Raw genomic sequence first — 21,390 nt, 5'->3', positions numbered from 1 at the left:
GTACAACTGCACTCAAAATGTGCGGTAGCTATTGGTCGGGGTAGAGTATCGACTGGTATATCCAAGATCTGCTAGCTGAGTGCAAGGAGCAGTTAGAAGATCTTGTAACTGTTCCAACATTGTAGGACAATAGTTGAATTTTTGTTGATTATCTATATTTAACTTTCCATATATAGGTTGCATAAATTCATCAACTCCTTCTTGTATACGGTCTGTATCTTGCATGTATTGTTGTTCTGCTGAATTAAAAAATCCTTCCTCTACTCTTTCTTTCACTATACTGAGTACAGTAAATACTACTTTCGTTACATATTCTCTCTTTTTTGCTTCAAATTTATTTACATCTTCCTTGTGATCATTCTTAGCTCTTATTGATTCATTAACAAGTTCTTCCTTGTCTGCTTTTGAAGATGATAATTCCTCTTTCAGTTCTTCGTTCTCTTTTAATAAAACAAAATTTTTATCTCTTTGGTTATCGTAGTTTATATTTAGGTCATTTAATACACTTTCTAACTCTTTATTTTTATCTTTTTCTTGATTTAATTTTTTAGCTAAATTCCTTTTTTCAGCTAAAATACTTTCATCCCTAACAAAACTACTTGTGCAATTTTTTGACTCTCCTTCTTCTTCTAATTTCTTTACCTTTCCTCTTAACATAGCTAATTGAGTCTTCAGAGAAGAAGCTTCCCTACTTTTACATTCTAATTCCGAGTTTAATTTATCTTTATATTCCGATCTTAAGCGTAACTCATCTTCATATTCTGATTTTAAGCGTAACTTATTCTCTTCACTTTCTGATTTGCATTGAAACAATTCCTCCATTAAAGAATCCACTCTTTCATTCAATTTTGTATTTTCATCACATAACTCTTCAGTGTAATGAAGAGAATTGTTCTTTTCACATTCTAACTGACTTACTTTCTTATTTAATTCTTTTAATCTCTCGTCTAAACCCTGCTTTTCTCGAGTTAATCTATTTAGTTGATTGTTTAATTTCTCCGTGTGCTTAGATGTAGCGTCTACAACTACAGTCATCCTATTGTTCAACTCTCTTACCTTACCCTCTAATTCTCGGATTTGATTATCTTTATTATTTAACTCTTTTATAGCATCATCTAATTGTTGTTTTATGTTAGTTAACTCTTGCTCTGCTAGATTTAATTCTTGGTGTGCATCAGTTAGCTGTTTCTTTAACTGATCTATTTCCTTATTTAACCCTTCAATTTCGCTTTCTAAACTTTGCTTTTCTTGAGTTAATTCATTTAATTGCTCCTCTTGTTTATTTGCAGCTTCTCTAGCTTCTTCTCCTAGGGCTATTTTATTTTCTAATTCTTGTACCTTACTCTTTAATTGTTGTTTTACATTAGCTAGCTCCTGCTTTTTTTGAGCAAACTTATTTCTCTCAACCTCTATTTTCTTATTATTACTAATCATCTTGCATGAAAGCGCGAGTATCAAAATAGATAGTATAGATAAACTCAAGGCAACAGGAAGAGCTACATTAAAGGCTGCAATTGGAGATAAGAATGCAACATAAGGAGCAACAGCAAGTGTCCCAGATGCAAGCAATACCAAAGTAGCAAAAGCACCAGCTATAAGATATGGTGCATTGATTTTACTATACAAATCCCTCATCCTCACAACTAATAATGATTATAATAGCATGGATATCAAAGAAAGTAAAGCTATAAAAATCAGTATAAGTCTATATTCACTATGTATTTCCCGTCTTCAGTTTCAAGCTCAGACTGCATCCACTCTATCGTTTCCGCATTGCACACTGCCTGCAAATCATCCTGTGCGGATTGATTCAACTTATCCTCTCGTAGATCTGCTTTTATCACTAATTTCTTTATCAAATGCTTAACTGATACATTATTATCTGCCTTTATCTTTCTGATAATGTTTAATATCTGCACGCAATTGTCTCCCATTTCCTCTGAATATTTATCGTGGATAAGTTCTTCTTTGCTCGGCCAATTACTTTGATTGTGTACAGAATTATAACTATATAACAGGTGGTATATCTCTTCCGTAATGTAAGGCAAAAAGGGTGCAAATAACCGCAAAATAATATTTAGTACATATGTTAAACCCTGTTTAGCACTCAAGTTTGCTTCGCTGTCTACTTTATCTCCATATGCGCGCTTTTTTGCTAGTTCCAAGTAATTATCACAAAAATCCTTCCAAAAAAATTCCTCTATTACGCCCAAAGCTTCGCAGTATTCAAACTGTAATAGGTTATTCGTTGCTCTTTCTATAACTTTGTATAACTTAGACAATATCCACTTATCTATTGTCTCGTGAGCAGAATTTATGCTCATTACCTGATGCTTTTCCATGAACATGGAAACAAACTTGCTAGCGTTCCAAAGTTTTGTAACTAGGCGCTTGCCAATTTTAAATATATTTTCAGAGTAGACTGTATCAACTCCAAGCCTTGAGTTCGCTGCCCAATAGCGTACTACATCAGCTCCATAAGTTTCAAGTATTACATGAGGAGTGATGATGTTACCTTTTGATTTACTCATCTTTTTCCTATCATCGGCTAAACACCAACCGCTGATCATAATGTTTTTCCAAGGTAAAGAATTTGCATGATAATGTGCCTTTAAAATAGTATAAAAAGCCCAAGTTCTTATTATCTCATGGCTCTGGCTGCGCAGATCTGCAGGAAATATTGTATTATAGCGATGATTTGGTAAGCTAAACTCACTGTTTACTGCCAGTGCACTTAGTTGAGGAGTAATTGAACTTGTGGCCCAGGTATCCATTACATCTTGATCTGGGATAACCTCTTCTTTGCTATACCCTTTTGGCAAATCTTTGAGTGGATCTATAGGTAGGTCCTTTATCTCAGCTAGAATAATTTTACCTTCTTCTCCCTTACGTTTGGAATACCACGTTGGAAATGGCACACCAAAATAGCGCTGTCTTGAGATGCACCAGTCCCAATTTAGCCCTTCTATCCACACTTCCATGCGTTTACGCATATTGCTTGGATGCCAATTGCATTCTTTTACTTTATCTAATACTTGAGCTTTTTGCTCTAAGGTCTTGATAAACCATTGATAAGTAGGTAATATCTCAAGTGGTGCACCAGACCTTTCTGCGCATTTGACAGAGTGAGAAATGCTAGTGCTTTCTATTAAAAGCCCTTTTTCAGTTAGGATTTCGATCATCCTCTTTCTTGCTGCTGTCACTTTCAATCCATTGATTTCATTGTAGATTCCAGCGTCACGCGCTGGAATGACGCCGGGGTGTGGTGGAATGACGTCTTCTTTTGTCATCTGAGTAGCCCTTTCTCCTGTCATCCGAGTAGCTGACACTGGGATCCATTCTTCTATTTCCTGGATTCCAGTGCCACCTATGGTGTCATCCCAGTGCCCAGACACTGGGATCCATGCTCTTTCCTTCTGACCATGTGGTGGATGCAGGTTCATCCTCCCATCCTGATCGATGATAATTTTCATCGGCAGATTATGCTTTTGCTGCCAATATATGTCGAGCTCATCACCGAATGTACAACACATAACAAGCCCAGTGCCCTTATCTATTTTTACCTTATCATCAGCTATTATTGGAACTTTTTCCTTTGTTATTGGCACTATGGCTGTTTTTCCGATCAGGTGAGTGTAGCGTGCATCCTCTGGATGGCAAAAAACTGCAACACATGCGGGAAGTAACTCAGGTCGCGTGGTTGCAATATGAATCTGCTCATTTTCTTGAGTAGAGAAAACTATCGTGTTTAAGGATGACTCAAAAACTTTATCTTCTATTTCTGCTTGCGCAATTGCGGTTTTATCAACTGGATCCCAAAGAATAGGTTGCATTTTTCTATATGCATACCCTTTATTATATAGATCGATAAACGACATTTGAGAAAGTGTCACAGTTTCCTTGCTGATCGTGTGATATTCCAAACTCCAGTCATAACTAATGCCGACCGATTTAAATAGTTCCTTAAATTCTTGCTTTGACTTTTCAATAACCTCATGGCACATCTCTATAAATTTTTCTCTGCCAACTTCTTTTGCACGGGTTTTATAGGTTTGTTCAACCAATCTTTCGGTAGGAAGACCGTTATCATCAAACCCAATTGGATAAAACACATCTTTCCCCAGCATGCGCTGAAACCTTGCAATAAAGTCTGTGTGGCAATAGCTAAATATATGGCCGATATGGAGTTTTCCCGATATTGTCGGTGGAGGTGTGTCTATAGTGAAAGTGTTATCCTTTTCACCATTCCACCTGTAAACTTTACTGCCTTCCCATAATATGTTGCATTTGTCTTCAATTTCTTTAAAGCCGTATTTTTCTTTTAACATAAATATTTCTCAATTTTAAACTTCGAGCTAGCAACGTCATACCGCGATTCATTCGCGGTATCTCTTAGCATAGATCCCGCTAACAAGCAGCGGGATGACGATTGTCGGTAAACCTAAATTACTTTAGCTATAGCACAATTAAGCAAATACGGCAACTTTACGCCAAAATTTTTTGTTTACGAACATAAATTTCTATGTTATGGTAAAAGTATCACTTGAACTTAGGTTCTAAAGGTACTATGTAATGTTAATTATATATGTTGAGGTTTAATATGCTTACAGAGATTAATGGTACAATAAAGGTTATCGGTGATAAAATAGTGCTTGTTATAAAAAAAGATGATTATGAAGAATTTAAAAAGTATAAAAACGTAGGTAAGAGAGGTGCTATAATTTATGACAACTTTTATGTGGGCTGTACGCTAAATGATCAACAACTATATATTACTGTTTCTTATCCTCGAGAAGAACTAGGAGATAATACAATCATGAATGTAAAATTCGTTCGGAAAAAGGGTGGCAAATATTCTAGTCGCCTAGAAGAAATGAAAAATCTGTTAGGCCTTAACGATGGGAAAAAGGAGATTATGGTAAAAGCCTTATCTTGCCATCCCAGAGTACAATTGTTAAATGTTAAAACAACAGAATTGGAAGCTGCAGAAGAGCAGTTAAAGGGGAAAAATGAAGAATTAGAAGATGCAAAAAAAGAAGCTGAGGAGAAACAGCAAGAATTACAAACTAAATTGGACGCAGATAACACGGAAAAAACAGTCTTACAAAAGCAACTAGAAGATTTAAAAGATGAACAGAAGAAAGTTAGCGAAGCAATTGATGGTTTATTTACTGAAGAGTTAAACGGAGAAATAAAAGGTCTAATTGGATCCACAGATCAAGATTTAAAAGACAAAGTTAAGGGCTTATATGATGGAAAATTAAAGAGCACAATAGAAGATATAATAGGCAGTAATTTATCAGAAATGAAAGATGAAGATAAGGGGAAATTGCATGAAGGGTTACAAATCAAAATAGAATCTATAATAGGGACTGATCAAAGTAAAAATGTAGATGAAATTGTGGAGTCGATTAAGGAAGAGTTAAAGAACAGTATAATAAATGCAAGTAAGTTCAGTAAGGAAGTTGCGGACTTAAAGGTAGAATTAGAAGCTAAAGAGAAGCAAATAAAAACATTAGAAGCTGAAAAGAATAAAGCTGAGGAGGCATTGGAAACTAAAACAAAAGAATTAGAAACTCAATTAAAAGCAGCTGAGGAGAATAAAAATAAAGCACTAGAAACTGCAAAGAAAGAAGCTGAGGAGAAGCAGCAAGAATTACAAACTAAATTGAACACAGCTGATGAAGAATTAAAAGCTAAAGAGAATGAGATAAAAAGTTTAAAAGCTAAAATAAACCAACCAAATGCTGAAGTTGAAGGCCTAAAGAAAGACTTACAAGCTCAAAAGGATAAAGTTCAGCAATTAGAGGAGAAAAATAAAGAATTAGAAGCTGCAAGTCAGGGAGCTCAAAACAAAACAACTGAGCAACCAAAACAAGGCAATGGAGCACGGTACACCGCTACCGTTGGTATGGGTCTGGCTGCTGGACTGATAGCATTTACTGCACTTGAACGTACAGTGAGATTAGATATGTTAGTAATGATTGGTATAGCAGTAGCATCTGCACTCGTAGCTGGTGGTATTACATATGCAGCATTACCTAGTACTCAAGTAGATGGAGCGAAAGCACAAGAAGTAAATGAGAATGGGAAAAACAAGTAACAAAGAGAAGTAACAAAGAGAAGTAACAAAGGCACTGGGATGACACCTTCATAAAGGAACCAGTGTCACACTACTAGGATGACACCCTGACAATCGTCATACCGCTACTTGTTAGCGCCGCAGCGGTATGACGGTTAATTATTCTGCGCGGGATGACGCCTCACTATGTCATTTGAGTAGCGGACACTAGGATGGTACTTCCCACTCATCTCGAACAGCTTTTTCTTCTTCTGCTTCTTCCATTTTAGAGCCTGGTTCTTCATGTGTATCAGTCACAGGTTCTTTTTCTGCTTGCATTATTTTACCTGATATGTACTCCTTAGCTTGCTTAGCGAGCTCGATTACAATAGCTACTCCAATTGCAGTTACGATCGTAAGCGCTAGTGCGTGTATTCCTACCATGGATAAGGACTCTAGTGCTGCTGATAAAGATGTTAAGGAATCTACTTTACATATTGGAAAAACACCACTTGCAGCAATACAAGCTCCAGCTACGATGTTTCCAATAAACAGTAAAGGAATGAAGAACAAGAGCTGATAGTCTTCAGGCTGTTGAGTTAATGTTTTCCATGCTATTGAAAGAAAAATGTAAGCTGCTATCAATGGTATTATGGAAATAGAGCCAACAATACCACCTACTATACCTACTATCAGAGGTGACGGAGTAGTAAGGCTTAATATAATAAGTGGGAGAGATATAATTGATAGTATTATAGAAATTACACCTACTGTTTTCAAGATGGATAGAAGTCCTTTTGAATCTAAGAGTTCTTTAATTCCTTTAAATAACATAAAGAGAATACCTATAAATATTATAGCACAGAGTATTGCTATTACTATTTTTATTATAGCTGCTGATATAAGTGCTGCTAAATAAGCTATATCCATTATAACCTTACCACTAAACTTAATAACACTGCAATTATCACACACCATAATAAAAAAGTCAACTCTATAGCTAACCCAAGAAAGGTTTCCCCACGTCATACCGCAATCCATTCGCGGTATAGATTCCGCTAACTAGTAGCGGAATGACGGTTTTTCAAATTGTCGGTAAATCTAAATCAGTTTAGCTATATATGTTTAGGTTGTAAAATCCCAAAAAGCAGCCAGAATATAATAAGCAAACATTTACGAATTGAATTTAGTGCAAACAAGGGTGTTGATATCAACCATACTCTGCAGAATCGCAATATGGTATGATTATATGCTCTTCACTGACTTGGTTAACATAATCAGCAGAGAGTTTTGTTTTGCAAAAGATGTCTACAGTAACATACTGCAATTATTTGGAATTGTAGGGCTAGGCGCAATTGTAAGGCCACTTGGTGCATTCATATTTGGTCACATTGGTGACAGGTATGGAAGAAGGATAGCATTAATAATTACTATCTTGCTAATATCGATACCATCAAGTCTCATTGCATTTATTCCAAGTCACAATCAAGTAGGTATAATTTCTACTGTGTTACTTCTTTCAATCCATGTTATACAAGGGATTGCACTTGGTGGTGAACAAGGAAGTTCTGTTTATCTTATAGAGCATTTATCCAGTAGGAAAGAAAACTTAGGGATGTATTTTGGAATAATGGGCTTTGGTCGTTCCATTGGTGTCTTGCTTTCTGCGGTGATAGTAATTATCTGCAAAAAAACTACTGATTTTTGTATCTGGGGTTGGAGATTGCCATTTATTTTCTCAGCTATTTTAGGATTAATTAGCGCGTATAGCATATACACATTGGGAGAAACTCCAGCATATGAAAAAAATCGAAAACAAAGAAATTTACCTGATTTGCCAATAATAGAGCTTATAAAGCGCCACAAGAGAGCTCTTATACTTGCTATTTTAATATCTGTACCTGTTAATGTTGCTGTCGGATTTACCATATTTCTTCGAACACTCGCAAAGGAAATAGCATCAGTGGATGTTTATGTAACAACATATATCAACGAAATTGTATTGATTATAACCAGTATATTAATGCCGATATCTTCAATAGCGTTTGGAATGTTGGCTGATAAAGTTGGAAAAGAGCGCACTGCAATCTTATTTATAGCAATTACAATGGCACTATGTTGTCCTGCGTTATCTATTGCATATTACTACAAAAATTACCTTATAATTATGCTTAGTGTAATGGCTCTTTCTATAATAGAAAGAGGTATAGTTCCCATAGGAATAGTTGCATCTGAACTCTTTCCTACCAATGTTAGATTTAGTGGTGTGAGCTTATCACGCAATATCTCTTATGCGTTACATGGAGGATTTACTCCTATGGTTTGTATTTGGTTGACTGTAACATTTCCTCAAACAAACCTTGCTGCTGGGCTTTATATAGTCTTCTGCTTGTTGGTCAGTGTGGTAGCAATATTGCAAATAAAACCGCAAGATAAGAAATTTGATTGGTCTTAGTTTTCTCCTATGTGATTTGATAGTGATCTCCACCGGGAAAGGGTTTCATCTAAGTAGCTGACACCCTGACAACCGTCATCCCGCTGCTTGTTAGCGGGATCTAGAGATACCGTGACGGTATGACGTAGGACTGCTGTCATTCCAGTCTGGAATCCAGAGAAAAGGATGATGTCATCCCAGTGTCCCTGTAATGTCATTCCAGTGCTTGACACTGGAATCCAGCCTTTATTATGCAGCCACTTGGTTAAAATTAAGTCTTCTGGATCCCAGTGTCTGGGCACTGGGATGACAAAGGAGGGCAGTGTCAGCTACTCGGATGACACCCTGCTGGTGGACAATGTTTGTATAGTTGTGCGTTACGCGCTGGAATGACGAATTACTTAACCGCCATACCGTCACGGTATCTCCTAGCATAGATCCCGCTAACACGTAGCGGGATGACGATTTTGTATCGGAAAACAAGTAGCATGACGATTTATCAAATGTTCCTTAGTTTCTCAAAAAAATCCTTTAACAAAAAAGAGCATTCTGTTTCTAATATTCCACCATAAACTTCGGGTATATGACTGCAAAATTGAAATATCTTAGCACCATTTTCAATTCCTCCACCTTTTGGATTATAAGCCCCAAAGTACAATCGTTTAATCCTGGCAAAGGAAATAGCTTGAGCACACATCGGACATGGTTCTAATGTTACGTACATATCAGCATCACAAAGCGTGGAAGTTGAAAATGCTTGTCTGATCGCTAACATCTCTGCATGTGCAGTTGGATCATTGGATATATTGTGTGCAGAAGAAACGATATTGCTTCCACTAACTATTACAGCACCTATTGGCACCTCATCATTTTTTTGAGCGAGTTTGGCTTGCTCTATGGCAAGCTCCATATATTGATACTTAAACACTAGGCACTTATTTCTTATCAATTGCTGCTTTAACGAACGACACGAAAAGAGGATGAGGAGAAAACGGCTTTGATTGAAACTCTGGATGAAACTGTACACCAATAAACCATGGATGATTCTCCAACTCCACTGCCTCTATACATGTTCCATCTTCTGATATGCCACTGCATAGCAGCCCATTTTTTTCCAAATCATCTTTATAATCTGAATTGATTATGTATCTATGCCTGTGTCTCTCTGAAATAGTAGTGTTACTATATGCATCCATCATTTTAGAGCTTGCATTTATATTACATTTGTATGCCCCAAGTCTCATGGTTCCACCAAGATCGTCATCTTGATCGCCAGCTAACTTAACGATTGGATGTTTACAGTTATGAAATTCTTCAGAGTGTGCATCTTCAAGCTTAACAACATTACGAGCAAACTCAATAATTGCAAGCTGCATACCAAGGCAAATTCCGAAAAATGGGATATTATTTGTACGGGCATAATTTATTGCTAATATTTTACCCTCTACTCCGTCATCACCAAACCCCCCTGGGACAAGAACTGCATGAGAATTCTGTAACTTCTCCCCTATAAGCTTTTCATTTATAGGTTTTTCTTCCTTCTCTCTTGAGTTAACCCAATTTATCTTTACTTTGACTTTATTACTAATTGCACCATGATTTAATGCTTCAACTAGTGATTTATACGCATCAGGGAATTCGGTGTATTTTCCCACTATAGACACAGTAACTTCCTGTGTTGGGTGCCTTATGAAATGCACTATTTGATCCCATTCAATCAAGCTTGGTTTTGGCTCACTTAAATGAAAGTGCTCCAAAATTTGCGTATCAAGCCCACATTGGCTATACAACACCGGTAACTCATATATATGACTCACATCAGGAGCAGGTATCACATTGGACAAAGAAACATTGCAAAGCTTAGCTATTTTCTCTCTCTGATTATCGAAAATTTCTTTCTCACTGCGGCATAATATAATATCTGGTTGTAACCCCGCGGAATTTAACTCTCGAACTGAATGTTGCGTTGGTTTTGTCTTTAATTCTTGCGCTGCGGTAAGATATGGTATTAAAGTTAAGTGAATAAGGATAACTCTTTGTTTTCCTAATGTGTAGTTAACTTGGCGTATAGCCTCCAAAAATGGTTGGCTTTCAATGTCACCTACAGTTCCGCCTATTTCACATATTACAAAATCTAAACCTTCCGTACCATTAAAAATGAACGATTTGATTAAATCTGTCACATGAGGAATGACTTGCACAGTTTTGCCCAGATAATCACCACGCCTCTCTTTCTTCAACAACTCATGATAGATTTTACCAGTTGTTATATTGTCATCTTTTGTTGCTTTAATTCCAGTAAAACGCTCATAATGCCCAAGATCCAAATCAGTTTCAGCACCATCCTCGGTAACAAATACCTCTCCGTGCTGAGTTGGGTTCATTGTCCCAGGATCAATGTTGAGATACGGGTCAAGTTTTCTGATACGGATCTTAAAACCATAAGCTTGAAGAAGCGCACCAACGCTTGAAGCAACTAAGCCTTTACCAAGCGATGACACAACTCCACCTGTGACAAAGATAAATTTAGCTTCCTTCATTAATTTTCAAATGGAACAGAAGTAGGTTCACTTTCTTGCTTTTTTTCTAATATAATTTTCTCTGCAATCGATTTTTTATGTACGTCTTTTGAATATAATCCTGACAATAGCAATGTGTTTATAATAAACAATCCAGCAACAATAGCCGTTATTCTGCTGAGCGGGTTTTCAGAAGATTTCACCGGAATCATCGAATTGACTCCCTGTTGTACATTACTAAAACCACTTAACGAACTACTCCCAGGCGGCTGCAAGAGCACTAAAATTACTAACACAACAACCAATATTATTTGAAATATACTTAATACCGCTACTGACATTATAGATAGGGCTGAAAATAAAAACCTTAGCAGTACAAAGCACGTAAGTCAAGAACATCTGTCACCCAAGTAGCTTGAAATCTAAGTATGTATTTACTGCCTACCTTATTTTGATTAACATATGCATAAGACTTTGGGCTTAATATGTATCACATTTTAAAATACAAAGATTATGAACCAAAAATAGACGAAAGTGCTTTCATCGCAGGTGGTTCGCATATCATAGGCAAGGTTGAAATAGGAAGAGATGCAAGCATCTGGTTTAATTGTGTGGTCAGAGGGGACGTTGGATCAATAAAAATAGGTAATGGAACAAATATTCAAGATGGAACAGTAATTCATGTGGATAGAAACCCAGGTGGTGACACAATTATTGGCAGCATGGTAACAGTGGGACATTTTTGTATGTTGCATGCATGCACGGTGCATGATAAAGCGTTTATTGGTATGGGCTCTACCGTGATGGACCATGCAGTTGTGGAGTCTGAAGCTATGGTAGCTGCTGGCTCACTAGTGACACATGGAAAAGTAATAAAAAGTGGGGAAATATGGGCTGGTAGGCCAGCAAAATTCTTCAAAAAAATGTCAAATGAAGAAATTAAACATATTACACAATCAGCACAAAATTATATTATGCTAATGAAAGAATATAAAAATTAAAGTTCGCGTGAGGCTAATTTATACTACCAACCCTATTGAGGGACTGCATAGACAGATTAGAAAATTCACTAAAACTAAGGGCTCATTTACTAGCTTGTACAAACAGGTATATTGTGCTATAAAAAAGGCAGAGCAAAATTGGACTATCCTAATTGGGTTTTAACTATATCTCAACTTGATATTTTCTTTCCTGGTAGATTGAAAATTGAGTTGAGTTAAAAATGCGGTTTGACACACTTTTTTGAACATTTCCTTATTGCCTGTTTTTACAATTTTGAATTGATTCCTTAGGTTATGCAAGAGGTCTATTGAGCAAATCCAATAATATCCTTGATTTCTTTTATATTATGGGTTGCAATTTCTGCTGCTTTCTTTGTACCTTTTTTTAATATTTCATGTAAATGGAATTGGTCTTTTAAAAGATCATTCATCCCCTCACGTATGGGTAACATAACACTGATAATTAAATCAGCTAACTCTTTTTTGAAGTGTTTCATGTCATGTTTGTTCACTTCTTCACACACTTTTTCCACATTTAAATTACTAAGCACTGAATAAATGTTTATCAAATTGCTTATTTCTGGTCGGCACTCTAAAGTAGCAAAATCAAAGCCTAGAATTGAATCTGTTTTTGCTTTTTCTATTTTTTTAACAATTAAGTCATCTGTATCATCAAGGTTAATGCATGAATATTCTGAAGGGTCAGATTTACTCATCTTGCTTGTACCATCTCTTAAGCTCATTATTCTTGATGTGCAATCCAAAGTTAAAATTTCAGGTACGATGAAATGATCCAGTTTATAATGATTGTTAAAAGCTGATGCAATATCACGTGCAAGCTCCAAATGCTGTTTTTGATCATCACCAACAGGAACGTATTTAGTTTGATACAACAATATATCTGCAGCCATAAGTACTGGATAACTATATAATCCAAGAGAGGCTTTTTGTTTATCGCCGCCGGCTTTGTCTTTAAACTGAGTCATGCGACTGAGCCAACCAATTGGTGTATAGCACCCAAGCAGCCAGCCCAGTTCTGCATGACCACTAACCGTAGACTGACTAAAAATAATGGACTTTTCTGGATCTATTCCACATGCGATATAAGCTGCTGCTGTTTTGAAAATATTACTTTTTAATTCACTTGCGGGAAGCTTATTTGCTGTGATTGCATGTAGATCGACAATACAAAAAAGAGATTTATATTTATCCTGTAAGCCTATCCACTGCTTGATTGCACCAAGATAATTACCTAAATGTAGTACGCCACTTGGTTGAATACCTGAAAAAACAATTCCTGTCATTACACATTTACCTCATGCTAATCGCTTCCATAATCGGCAGATTTCTTAGAAAGAATAACCATTGCAGGACGGAGCAACCTATTTTTGATAGTATAACCAGTCTGTAGTACTTCTATAATAGTGCCAGGCTCTTTTTCATTGTCTTCTCTTTCCACAACAGCTTGGTGTAAATTACTATCAAAAAGCTCACCAAGTGGATCTACTTCCTCTATTCCATGTTTTTTTAGATCATTTATAATTTTTTGATAAGCTACTTTAATCCCCTCATGAACAGGATCACCATCTTTCAAGTTTTCCATTACTTTTTTTAAATTGTCGCACGAGTCGATCATATCACGTGCAAATTTTGTGACTGCATAGTCACTTGCATCGCTAGTTTGCTTTTGCATTATACGTTTGACGTTTTCATTATCTGCAACAGCACGGCGTAAATGATCTTCAAGCTGAGCTGCACGTTCTTTTAATGTATTGAGATCTTCATTTAAATCATCAGTTTGCTTATGGTTATCACTTTGTTGGTCGTCACCTTTCTGCCTACTTACCATATCAGCAAACTTCTTCTTTTTCTCTTTACTGCTATCTGACATATTATTACCCTTAAGAATCTAATAAATATATAGCAATTAATTCGAAAATATCAAGCGCCAGCTACATTCGTCTTTCTATGCTCGCATTTAAAAAGTCAATTAAAGTAGTTTTATAAAAAGAATCAGAAAAAGTACTAATATCATTTTGTGCCATATTAATGTAGTGTCTAGCTTTTTCCATAGAAAGCTGAATGGCATTATGGTGATTAATATAGTGTAATGCTTGGTCAAAATTGTGTCTAGCTGAAGAAAAGCATTTTTCCCAGAATTTTTGCTCTGCTGGACTGCCCTTTTCGTATGCTATAATAGCAGGTAAGGTGACTTTACCTTCGAAAAAGTCTTTTCCGACTTGTTTTCCAGAAGTGCCTTGATTAGCAGTATAATCGAGCATATCATCAACTATTTGAAATGCCATACCAAAATTAAAACCAAAATTCTTTAGCCTCTCTGTTTCGTCATTTGTTGCACCAGATACCGTAGATGCAGCTTCACAGCATGCAGAAAATAAAGATGCTGTCTTTTCTCCAATGATATCAAAATAATTTTCCCTGACTGTGTGGGGGTCAAAACGTGTTGTCATCTGCTTTATTTCACCCTTCACAAGTAAATGCGATGCTTTAGATAAAATAGAGAGAATATTTAAATTTCCACACTCTATAAGCCATCTAAATGCTAGAGTCAACAATAGATCACCAACTAAAATGCTTGATTTATTTCCCCAAATCTTATTCGCTGTTTTAACTCCATGGCGTGCCTCACTTTCATCGAGCACATCATCATGAAGTAAAGTAGCATTGTGTATAAACTCTACCGATGCAGCAACGTTGATCCTATCCTCCCCAGAATAGTTTAGCATTTTACATATAATAAAAACTAGTTTAGGCCTTATTTTTTTTCCACCTGAACTAACAAGATGAGATATAATATCAGTAGCAAGCTTAGCACCTTCATCATTGACATTTTTGAAGATAAAGTCCTTCATAGCTGATAAATCAGAAGATACGACATCGTCTAATTTACCATTATTTGTTAAATCAGTATTTAGCATTTTAAAGAGACTTATGCTTCTTGTCCCTGTGCTTTCTCGTTCTCTACTTTCTTCTTTTCTGTTTTCTTTGGTTCTGTTTCTAAAGTTACTATGCCTTTTTTAATGAACCATAGTACTCTTTCAGTTGCTTGCGCGCCTACGCTTAGCCAATGTTTTAATCTATCAGCCTTCACCACAACACGATTTTTATTGTCTTTTGGTAACATTGGATCATATTGTCCTATTTTCTCAATAAAACGCCCATCTCTTGGTGCTCGTGAATCAGCTACAACTATCCTATAAAAAGGGCGTTTCTTTGCGCCAAACCTTGCCAACCTTATTTTAACTGCCATGTTAACCTTTATTCATATATTAGTCACAATTTTATACAATGAGCCGTTTTAAGTCAAATGAATTATACAACTTTTGCACCTTATAATATAATTACCAATAATGTAGGGCAGCACCGGGCACTGGAATCTAGTTTGCATCATGCAGCCACTTAGTAAGTTTCTGGGTCCAAGTTCGGAGCACTGGATGCGTTTGAGGTAAAACAGGTTCTTATAGGATTTAATTCTTATCTGGCTATATATCATCAAGTATAGCGTGATTAACTTCGACTTTATACTTTGATTCCAGATAGCTAATTAATTGCTCTTTTAGCGATATCATCACACGTTTTCCGGTGTCAAGCGTGTTTAATTTACCATTTGATGAATACATTTCTTTTAGAACACCTATTATAATTTCATTATTGTATTGAATAGGGTCTGTCACTGAACCAGTTGTTTTCATATTGAAAATCTCTTCTACAAAAGAAAGGGGGTAGTTTTGTTCATTGCGATGCATCTGCTGACCTTTAACTAATTCCACACCTTGAATTTCTTCCAAATCTGTTTTTTCTCTTAGTTGAACTGCAACCTCTTGCCCAATTTTAAACATTCTTTCTTTTATAAACTCACTACACCAAAGCTCTACCGCTAATGCCCTGCCTTCTTCAAAACTTTGCAATTTGGGTGGAACGATATCAATGATTTTTACACTAACAACAGCGTCCCCAACGCCCTTGAAATAACCTTTCTGATCCTTTTCTCGCGAAAAAATGAAAGAAATCAAATCACTAGAATCTCCTACGTTATTACCGCTTTGATCTTTTCCACTCGCATCTACTGGACCAATAGTTTGTATAGGTAAATTATATTCACTCAATATTTCTTCAATTTCTGAACCATTGTATATCTTATAGTTCACTTGGTTTATGAAATCATTGACTCTTTCAAAAGACTTTTGGTTAGTTAGAACTGACTTTATGTCTTTTTTTAAATCAACTAAGTCTTCATCAGAGATTTGATGCGCACTTTCCACTTTTATTATATGCCAACCAAAACTGCTTGCTAAAACTTCACTTACTTCACCTACTTTGAGATCAAATACCTTTTCCCTCACGTCTTCTGGTAAAAAATCCTTAGTTATATTATTTACTCTAGTTTCCTCAAGTTTTGCTTTGCCAAACTCTCCTACTATCTGTTCAAAGCTTGTTTTACCCTCCTCAAATGCTCTTCTTGCTGTCTCAGCTTCTTCTTTGGTAGAAAATATTACATTGAATACATCTCTTTGATCTTTTAGTTCCTGTTGTTCTATTATACCATCAACTTCTTCATCTGAGATCTTGATTTGATCTTCGAAATACTTTTGGCCTAGGGAAATATATTGCGCAGTTCGATACTCAGGATAATAAAAATGGGATTTATTTCTTTCATACAAATCAAGTAATGCTTGATCATCTGGTTCAGGAATGTTTGTAACTGCATCTTCAGTTATTTTAACAATATCAACCACTCTAGTTTGGTAGCGACTTTTGTATATCTGCTCATCAACTCTCTCGCCAAAAGTTACCGGATAATTATCTTTAAATAACGAAGTCATGAACATCATTGCAGGCAGAACTTTCTCTAGCTTTGCTATATACTCTTTCTCTGTCATATGCAGGTCATTTAGCGTTTCATGGAATTTATTTTTGTCAAATTCGCCTTTATTATTTTGAAAGTATTTGGTATTTTTAATATGGTTTTTTATAGACTCTTCTCCAACTGTCAACCCCAGCTCACTAATTAGGTTAAACAATAGTTTTTGCTCTATAAGTGCGTTAAGCAAATCATATTTCAGCTTTTTTACTTGTTCTCTACTCGCATCAGATCCAGAAATTTGCTTTTCATAATTTTGATATAGTGATTTATACTCATCTGACGTTATAACTTCTTTTCCAACCCTAGCTACCTCTTCTTTTTCATCATCACCTGATAAAAGGTTGCCAATTCCCATGAAGACTAATAAGCAAGCTAAAAGGACAACGGTTACTTTAGTGAAAAAATTTTTAACATTCATTTTAAACTCAGTTAATTAATGGTTAATTATAGAATAGTGATAATTTAATTCTTGTAAACCTGTTGCTTTATTAGCCAATATATATAATATTACAATATATTAACTTAAAATTTAACTCTTTTCTTAAATAGAAACATATGTTTGACTGAGTTATACTATACCTTAAGAAGGGAAAATATTTTTTTGAATCGTTTGAAATATGCTTAAACGTAAGCACATTTAATTAACTTAAGAGGTGGGAAGTGACAAACAAAAAGTCATTGAATGACAAAATTAATGCTTTTTTAGTTTTAATAGTTTATATTTTAGCTCTGTATAACAGTAAGGGATACTTTAAATGGGAGATGCTTTTTTGATGTCAATGGAATCTTCTAAGGGCAATAACGATAGAAATAAACAGTTTCTAATGCAAATAGCTGCTTGGTTAGTAGACAACACTGGTTTAACTTTTAATCAAATAGCACAATGCTGTAGGTTGGCCCTTGAAGAAGTACAAGACATAGCTGATGAGGAAATAGAAGTTGAAAAATATAACCCTATTATTTCTGGGGTAATTACTGAAAAAGAAATCGATGATTGCAAAAAAAATTCAAACCGTGTCCCAAATTTGATTATAAAAAATATAAAAAAAAGGAGTAAAGCGATTGGTAGCATTCTTGGCTTTGCCTCTACGGCAAGGCGTAGAGATAAACCTGATGCGATTTATTATTTAGTAAAAAAATTTCCTATCTTGGATAATAACGTTATAGCTAAATTAATTAGTACAACAAATTACACAGTCGAGCAGGTAAGAGATGGATCTCATCATAACATGCAAAATATAAAACCCCAAGATCCTGTACTGCTCGGCTTATGTAGCCAGGAAAATTTAGAAGCAGAGGTGGAAAAAGCGAAAGTAGAAAAAGAAAAGCAAGAAAGGTTAAAAAATATAAAGAATAGCTATTGAGGATCTTCAAATTTTCGTACTTTATTAACATTAAATTAACTTGACTTGCTAATGTTTATTAGTATAATGTAAGTAAAGTATGTGGTTTGATGGAAATTAAGCTTAATACACACTAAAAACTAGCTCAGCCTAATTTATTATCTTATAGTCACATTTTAGGTTAGTAAGCATCAATTAAAATTTTTGGAGGATTATGACAACAATCAATGAAGATGTTTTGGCAAAAGGAAAGGTTACAGCTCAACCTGAAAAAAATGAGCAAATTCACAATAACGATACAGTAAAACAGATGGTCAATGAAGGTACTGAGAAAAACAGAAAAACATTAGATCTGAGCGAATTAAAAGAGAAAACAGCAGAAGAATTGTTGGAGCTAGCTGAAGAAAGAAAAATTTCAACTAACGGTAAAAACAATGGTAGGATGCTAAAGCAGGAAATAATATTCAGTTTAATGAAGAAAATGAGTGAAGAAGGAGGCGTAACCACAGGAAGTGGAATAGTGGAAATATTGCCTGATGGTTTCGGCTTCTTACGTTCAGCAAGTGCAAATTATGCTCCAAGTACCGATGATGTTTATATTTCTAACGGGCAAATAAAGAAGTTTAATTTACGTACAGGAGATATGGCATGTGGAGAAATAAGGCCACCTGGTGATAAAGAAAGATATTTTACTTTAACTAAGGTTCAAAGTATAAACTCTACTGAAGTCAGTGAATTAAGAAAGTACGTCCATTTTGATAATTTGCTTCCTCTTTATCCTGAGGAAAGCATAGTACTTGAGTGTAATAGTGGTGATGATAAAAAAGGCTTAAGCATGCGTGCTATAGATATAGTAGCTCCTCTTGGAAAAGGGCAAAGAGCGTTAGTAGTTGCTCCACCTCGCACAGGAAAAACTGTATTGCTTCAGCAAATGGCTAACTCTATAGCTATAAATCACCCTGAAATAGAATTAATAGTGTTACTTATAGATGAAAGGCCTGAAGAAGTAACAGATATGATACGTTCTGTAAAAGGTGAGGTAGTAAGTTCTACGTTTGATGAGCCTGCTTACCGTCACGTACAGCTTGCTGAAATAGTAATAGAGAAAGCTAAAAGAATGGTTGAGCATAAAAAAGATGTGGTAATTCTACTTGACAATATTACTAGACTTGCACGTGCTTATAATGCTGTTATTCCTTCGTCTGGAAAAGTTCTAACTGGTGGTGTAGATTCAAACGCACTGCAGAGACCAAAACGCTTTTTTGGAGCAGCTCGTAATATTGAGAATGGGGGTTCTTTAACTATAATCGCCACAGCTCTTATAGAGACTGGCTCAAAAATGGATGAAGTTATTTTTGAAGAGTTTAAAGGTACAGGAAATGCTGAGATCATACTTGATAGAAAACTTTCTGATAAACGTATATTTCCAGCTATTGATATTACAAAATCCGGAACAAGGAAGGAAGAGCTATTAGTTGATAAGGCTATACTAAATAAAATATGGGTATTGCGTAGAATACTCAATCCTATGGGACCTGTTGAAGCAATGGAATTTTTACGTGACAAACTACTTTTAACAAAGAGCAATGCTGACTTTTTTAACTCCATGAATCACTAAAAGTAAGCCAGTTATGATGGATATGCTGAGCAAAAAGTAAAAGATTTTATCGCTTTTATAGTTAAAATAATTGTATCCGTTCAGGCAATGGCGAACTTAGGGAGCGTTAAATAAACTATACGCGTCAAGTTAAGAAGCAAAGGTAAGAAAATTCAATGAACTTAAGGTGGATACTCTAGTCTTTCTATATCTGTCTTTCACAGAAAACTGTGACCAGTTTGTGGTAAGTTTTTTCAGGAAAATTCTCAAATTATTAATTTTGCTGCTTAACGCTAAAAACAAGTAACCGTTCACGGATTGTGAGAATGAATAAAGAACTAAGCAGTCGTAACTTTTGGAAGGGATTTTGGCCATTGAGACGTGATGTCAAAAATATCGACAACATTCTTCCACGAACCTTTCCCCACATTCCAACCAGGTGAAAAAGCTGTTTTTACGATAGCCGTCTAATTTGCCGTTCTGCAAGGTTGTTGATTGACTTCAGGCTTTCGTAAAAACTTCCACACCATATCCTCGGCCTTAACATCTTAATGGCCATTCTCAAACCATTTACAAGCCTCGTCATTTCATGAAAAAACCCTTCTTTCGCATTAGTTGTGTAGCATCTTTTAATATTAACAAGGCCTATAATAGTACAGCACTGCCTTACGTATTGCCAATCCAAATTCTACTTGCTGTAAAATAACACAATCTGCTACATCGCTGCTAATCTCAATCCCTCTATTTATTGGCCCTGGGTGCATAACAATCGCATCTGGTTTTGCGTATGATAGCTTTTGTGAATCAAGTCCATACAAATGAAAATATTCTTTCTCTGAAGGAACAAAACAACTATTATTCATGCGCTCTTTCTGCAGTCTTAAAAGCATGATTACATCAGCATCCTTTATACCTTCAATTAATGAATAATGGACTGAATCTACTTCAGGAAAATGCTTACAAATCAAAGTTGGTGGTGCGACCAAGCTTATCTCTGCTCCAAACATTTTTAGCAACCTTATATTTGACCTTGCAACTCTACTGTGCAGAATATCTCCACATATCACAACTTTAAGATTCTTTATTTGCTTTTTATAATTGCTGATTACAAGATAATCTGCAAGAGCTTGAGTTGGATGTTCACTGCTTCCATTGCCTGCGTTGATTAACGAGCAGCTAACATTCTTAGCCAACATATTAACAATACCGCTATTTTTGTGCCTGATTATTATGTAATCAGGATTCATTGCATTTAATGTTTTTATCATATCTTTTAGATCTTCTCCCTTGTTAATAGAAGAAGATCTTATTGGCAAAGTTACAACATTTGCTCCAAGGCTTTTTGCTGCTATTTCAAAAGACGCAAGTGTACGCGTTGAATCTTCAAAGAATAAATTTATTACTGTCTTATTTTCCAAGATATGACTATTTGCAGCTTCTTTTTTAAGGTACTGGTTAGCCAACTTAGTTATATTTTCTACATCATCGACTGTAAGGTCTGAGATGCTTAACAAATTCCTTCTCTTGTGCATAGTTTCCTTTTCAACTAC

18 protein-coding genes and 2 pseudogenes are annotated in these 21,390 nt (G+C 35.6%); 7 read left to right on the top strand and 13 right to left on the bottom strand.

The window, feature by feature from the left end:
- Positions 1-12: 12 nt before the first annotated feature.
- Positions 13-1,635 (bottom strand): hypothetical protein, encoded by a 1,623-nt coding sequence (locus tag ACE38O_RS02635; protein WP_374699066.1) that lies wholly within the window; start codon positions 1,633-1,635, stop codon positions 13-15.
- Between the two features lie 59 nt (positions 1,636-1,694).
- Positions 1,695-4,328 (bottom strand): valine--tRNA ligase, encoded by a 2,634-nt coding sequence (locus ACE38O_RS02630; protein ID WP_374698995.1) that lies wholly within the window; start codon positions 4,326-4,328, stop codon positions 1,695-1,697.
- 272 nt (positions 4,329-4,600) lie between these two features.
- Between ACE38O_RS02630 and ACE38O_RS02625 the strand changes: the two genes are divergently transcribed.
- Complete coding sequence (locus ACE38O_RS02625; protein ID WP_374698994.1) at positions 4,601-6,103, top strand: hypothetical protein; 1,503 nt, start codon at positions 4,601-4,603, stop codon at positions 6,101-6,103.
- A 186-nt stretch (positions 6,104-6,289) separates the two neighbouring features.
- On the opposite strand, the gene ACE38O_RS02620 is transcribed toward ACE38O_RS02625, so the two are convergent.
- Positions 6,290-7,090 carry a hypothetical protein gene (locus ACE38O_RS02620; RefSeq protein ID WP_374698993.1) on the bottom strand — a complete coding sequence of 267 codons (801 nt, stop codon included), beginning with the start codon at positions 7,088-7,090 and terminating at the stop codon, positions 6,290-6,292.
- A 220-nt stretch (positions 7,091-7,310) separates the two neighbouring features.
- On the opposite strand from ACE38O_RS02620, the gene ACE38O_RS02615 reads away from it, so the two are divergent.
- Both ACE38O_RS02615 and ACE38O_RS02605 read left to right on the top strand, forming a co-directional pair.
- Complete coding sequence (locus ACE38O_RS02615) at positions 7,311-8,516, top strand: MFS transporter (protein WP_374698992.1); 1,206 nt, start codon at positions 7,311-7,313, stop codon at positions 8,514-8,516.
- A gap of 168 nt (positions 8,517-8,684) precedes the next feature.
- Positions 8,685-8,888 (top strand): hypothetical protein, encoded by a 204-nt coding sequence (locus tag ACE38O_RS02605; protein WP_374699117.1) that lies wholly within the window; start codon positions 8,685-8,687, stop codon positions 8,886-8,888.
- A 106-nt stretch (positions 8,889-8,994) separates the two neighbouring features.
- Here the strand turns inward: ACE38O_RS02605 and ACE38O_RS02600 are convergent, their stop codons facing one another.
- Genes ACE38O_RS02600 through secG form a run of 3 tightly spaced genes read right to left on the bottom strand, consistent with a single transcriptional unit; the run spans position 8,995 to position 11,355 of the window.
- Entirely contained in the window at positions 8,995-9,405 is a 411-nt protein-coding gene (locus ACE38O_RS02600) for a nucleoside deaminase (protein WP_374698991.1), read from the bottom strand.
- Positions 9,406-9,430: 25 nt separating this feature from the next.
- Positions 9,431-11,035, bottom strand: coding sequence for a CTP synthase (locus ACE38O_RS02595; RefSeq protein ID WP_374698990.1), 1,605 nt, complete (start codon positions 11,033-11,035; stop codon positions 9,431-9,433).
- Positions 11,035-11,355, bottom strand: coding sequence for a preprotein translocase subunit SecG (secG, locus tag ACE38O_RS02590; protein WP_096616055.1), 321 nt, complete (start codon positions 11,353-11,355; stop codon positions 11,035-11,037). Before secG ends, ACE38O_RS02595 begins: the two co-directional genes overlap by 1 nt.
- 144 nt (positions 11,356-11,499) lie before the next feature.
- On the opposite strand from secG, the gene ACE38O_RS02585 reads away from it, so the two are divergent.
- Entirely contained in the window at positions 11,500-12,015 is a 516-nt protein-coding gene (locus ACE38O_RS02585) for a gamma carbonic anhydrase family protein (protein WP_353270303.1), read from the top strand.
- A gap of 10 nt (positions 12,016-12,025) precedes the next feature.
- Positions 12,026-12,234: pseudogene (locus ACE38O_RS02580) on the top strand (IS256 family transposase); the annotation flags it as partial.
- 86 nt (positions 12,235-12,320) lie between these two features.
- On the opposite strand, the gene trpS reads toward ACE38O_RS02580, so the two are convergent.
- From trpS to ACE38O_RS02555, 5 genes are all read right to left on the bottom strand, one after another.
- Positions 12,321-13,319, bottom strand: a complete 999-nt coding sequence (gene trpS / locus ACE38O_RS02575) for a tryptophan--tRNA ligase (protein WP_374698989.1) — start codon at positions 13,317-13,319, stop codon at positions 12,321-12,323.
- Between the two features lie 17 nt (positions 13,320-13,336).
- Entirely contained in the window at positions 13,337-13,906 is a 570-nt protein-coding gene (locus tag ACE38O_RS02570) for a nucleotide exchange factor GrpE (protein ID WP_374698988.1), read from the bottom strand.
- Positions 13,907-13,967: 61 nt separating this feature from the next.
- A complete protein-coding gene (locus tag ACE38O_RS02565; protein ID WP_064124721.1) occupies positions 13,968-14,954 on the bottom strand; it encodes a polyprenyl synthetase family protein in 987 nt (328 codons plus the stop codon).
- 11 nt (positions 14,955-14,965) lie between these two features.
- Positions 14,966-15,286 carry a 30S ribosomal protein S16 gene (gene rpsP / locus ACE38O_RS02560; RefSeq protein WP_006279266.1) on the bottom strand — a complete coding sequence of 107 codons (321 nt, stop codon included), beginning with the start codon at positions 15,284-15,286 and terminating at the stop codon, positions 14,966-14,968.
- Between the two features lie 232 nt (positions 15,287-15,518).
- Complete coding sequence (locus tag ACE38O_RS02555; protein ID WP_374698987.1) at positions 15,519-17,318, bottom strand: peptidylprolyl isomerase; 1,800 nt, start codon at positions 17,316-17,318, stop codon at positions 15,519-15,521.
- Between the two features lie 337 nt (positions 17,319-17,655).
- On the opposite strand from ACE38O_RS02555, the gene ACE38O_RS02550 reads away from it, so the two are divergent.
- Positions 17,656-18,264, top strand: a complete 609-nt coding sequence (locus ACE38O_RS02550; protein WP_374698986.1) for a cell cycle transcriptional regulator TrcR — start codon at positions 17,656-17,658, stop codon at positions 18,262-18,264.
- Between the two features lie 193 nt (positions 18,265-18,457).
- Complete coding sequence (gene rho / locus ACE38O_RS02545) at positions 18,458-19,861, top strand: transcription termination factor Rho (protein ID WP_374698985.1); 1,404 nt, start codon at positions 18,458-18,460, stop codon at positions 19,859-19,861.
- A gap of 129 nt (positions 19,862-19,990) precedes the next feature.
- On the opposite strand, the pseudogene ACE38O_RS02540 reads toward rho, so the two are convergent.
- Together ACE38O_RS02540 and ACE38O_RS02535 are read right to left on the bottom strand one after the other, a co-directional pair.
- A pseudogene (locus ACE38O_RS02540) lies at positions 19,991-20,143 on the bottom strand (IS4 family transposase); the annotation flags it as partial.
- 332 nt (positions 20,144-20,475) lie between these two features.
- Positions 20,476-21,372 carry an aspartate carbamoyltransferase catalytic subunit gene (locus ACE38O_RS02535; protein WP_374698984.1) on the bottom strand — a complete coding sequence of 299 codons (897 nt, stop codon included), beginning with the start codon at positions 21,370-21,372 and terminating at the stop codon, positions 20,476-20,478.
- Positions 21,373-21,390 lie beyond the last annotated feature (18 nt).

This window comes from Wolbachia endosymbiont (group B) of Limnophora tigrina (assembly GCF_964263235.1).
In the GTDB taxonomy this organism is placed as follows: Bacteria; Pseudomonadota; Alphaproteobacteria; order Rickettsiales; family Anaplasmataceae; genus Wolbachia.
This window is presented reverse-complemented; position numbering and strand designations above follow the sequence as displayed.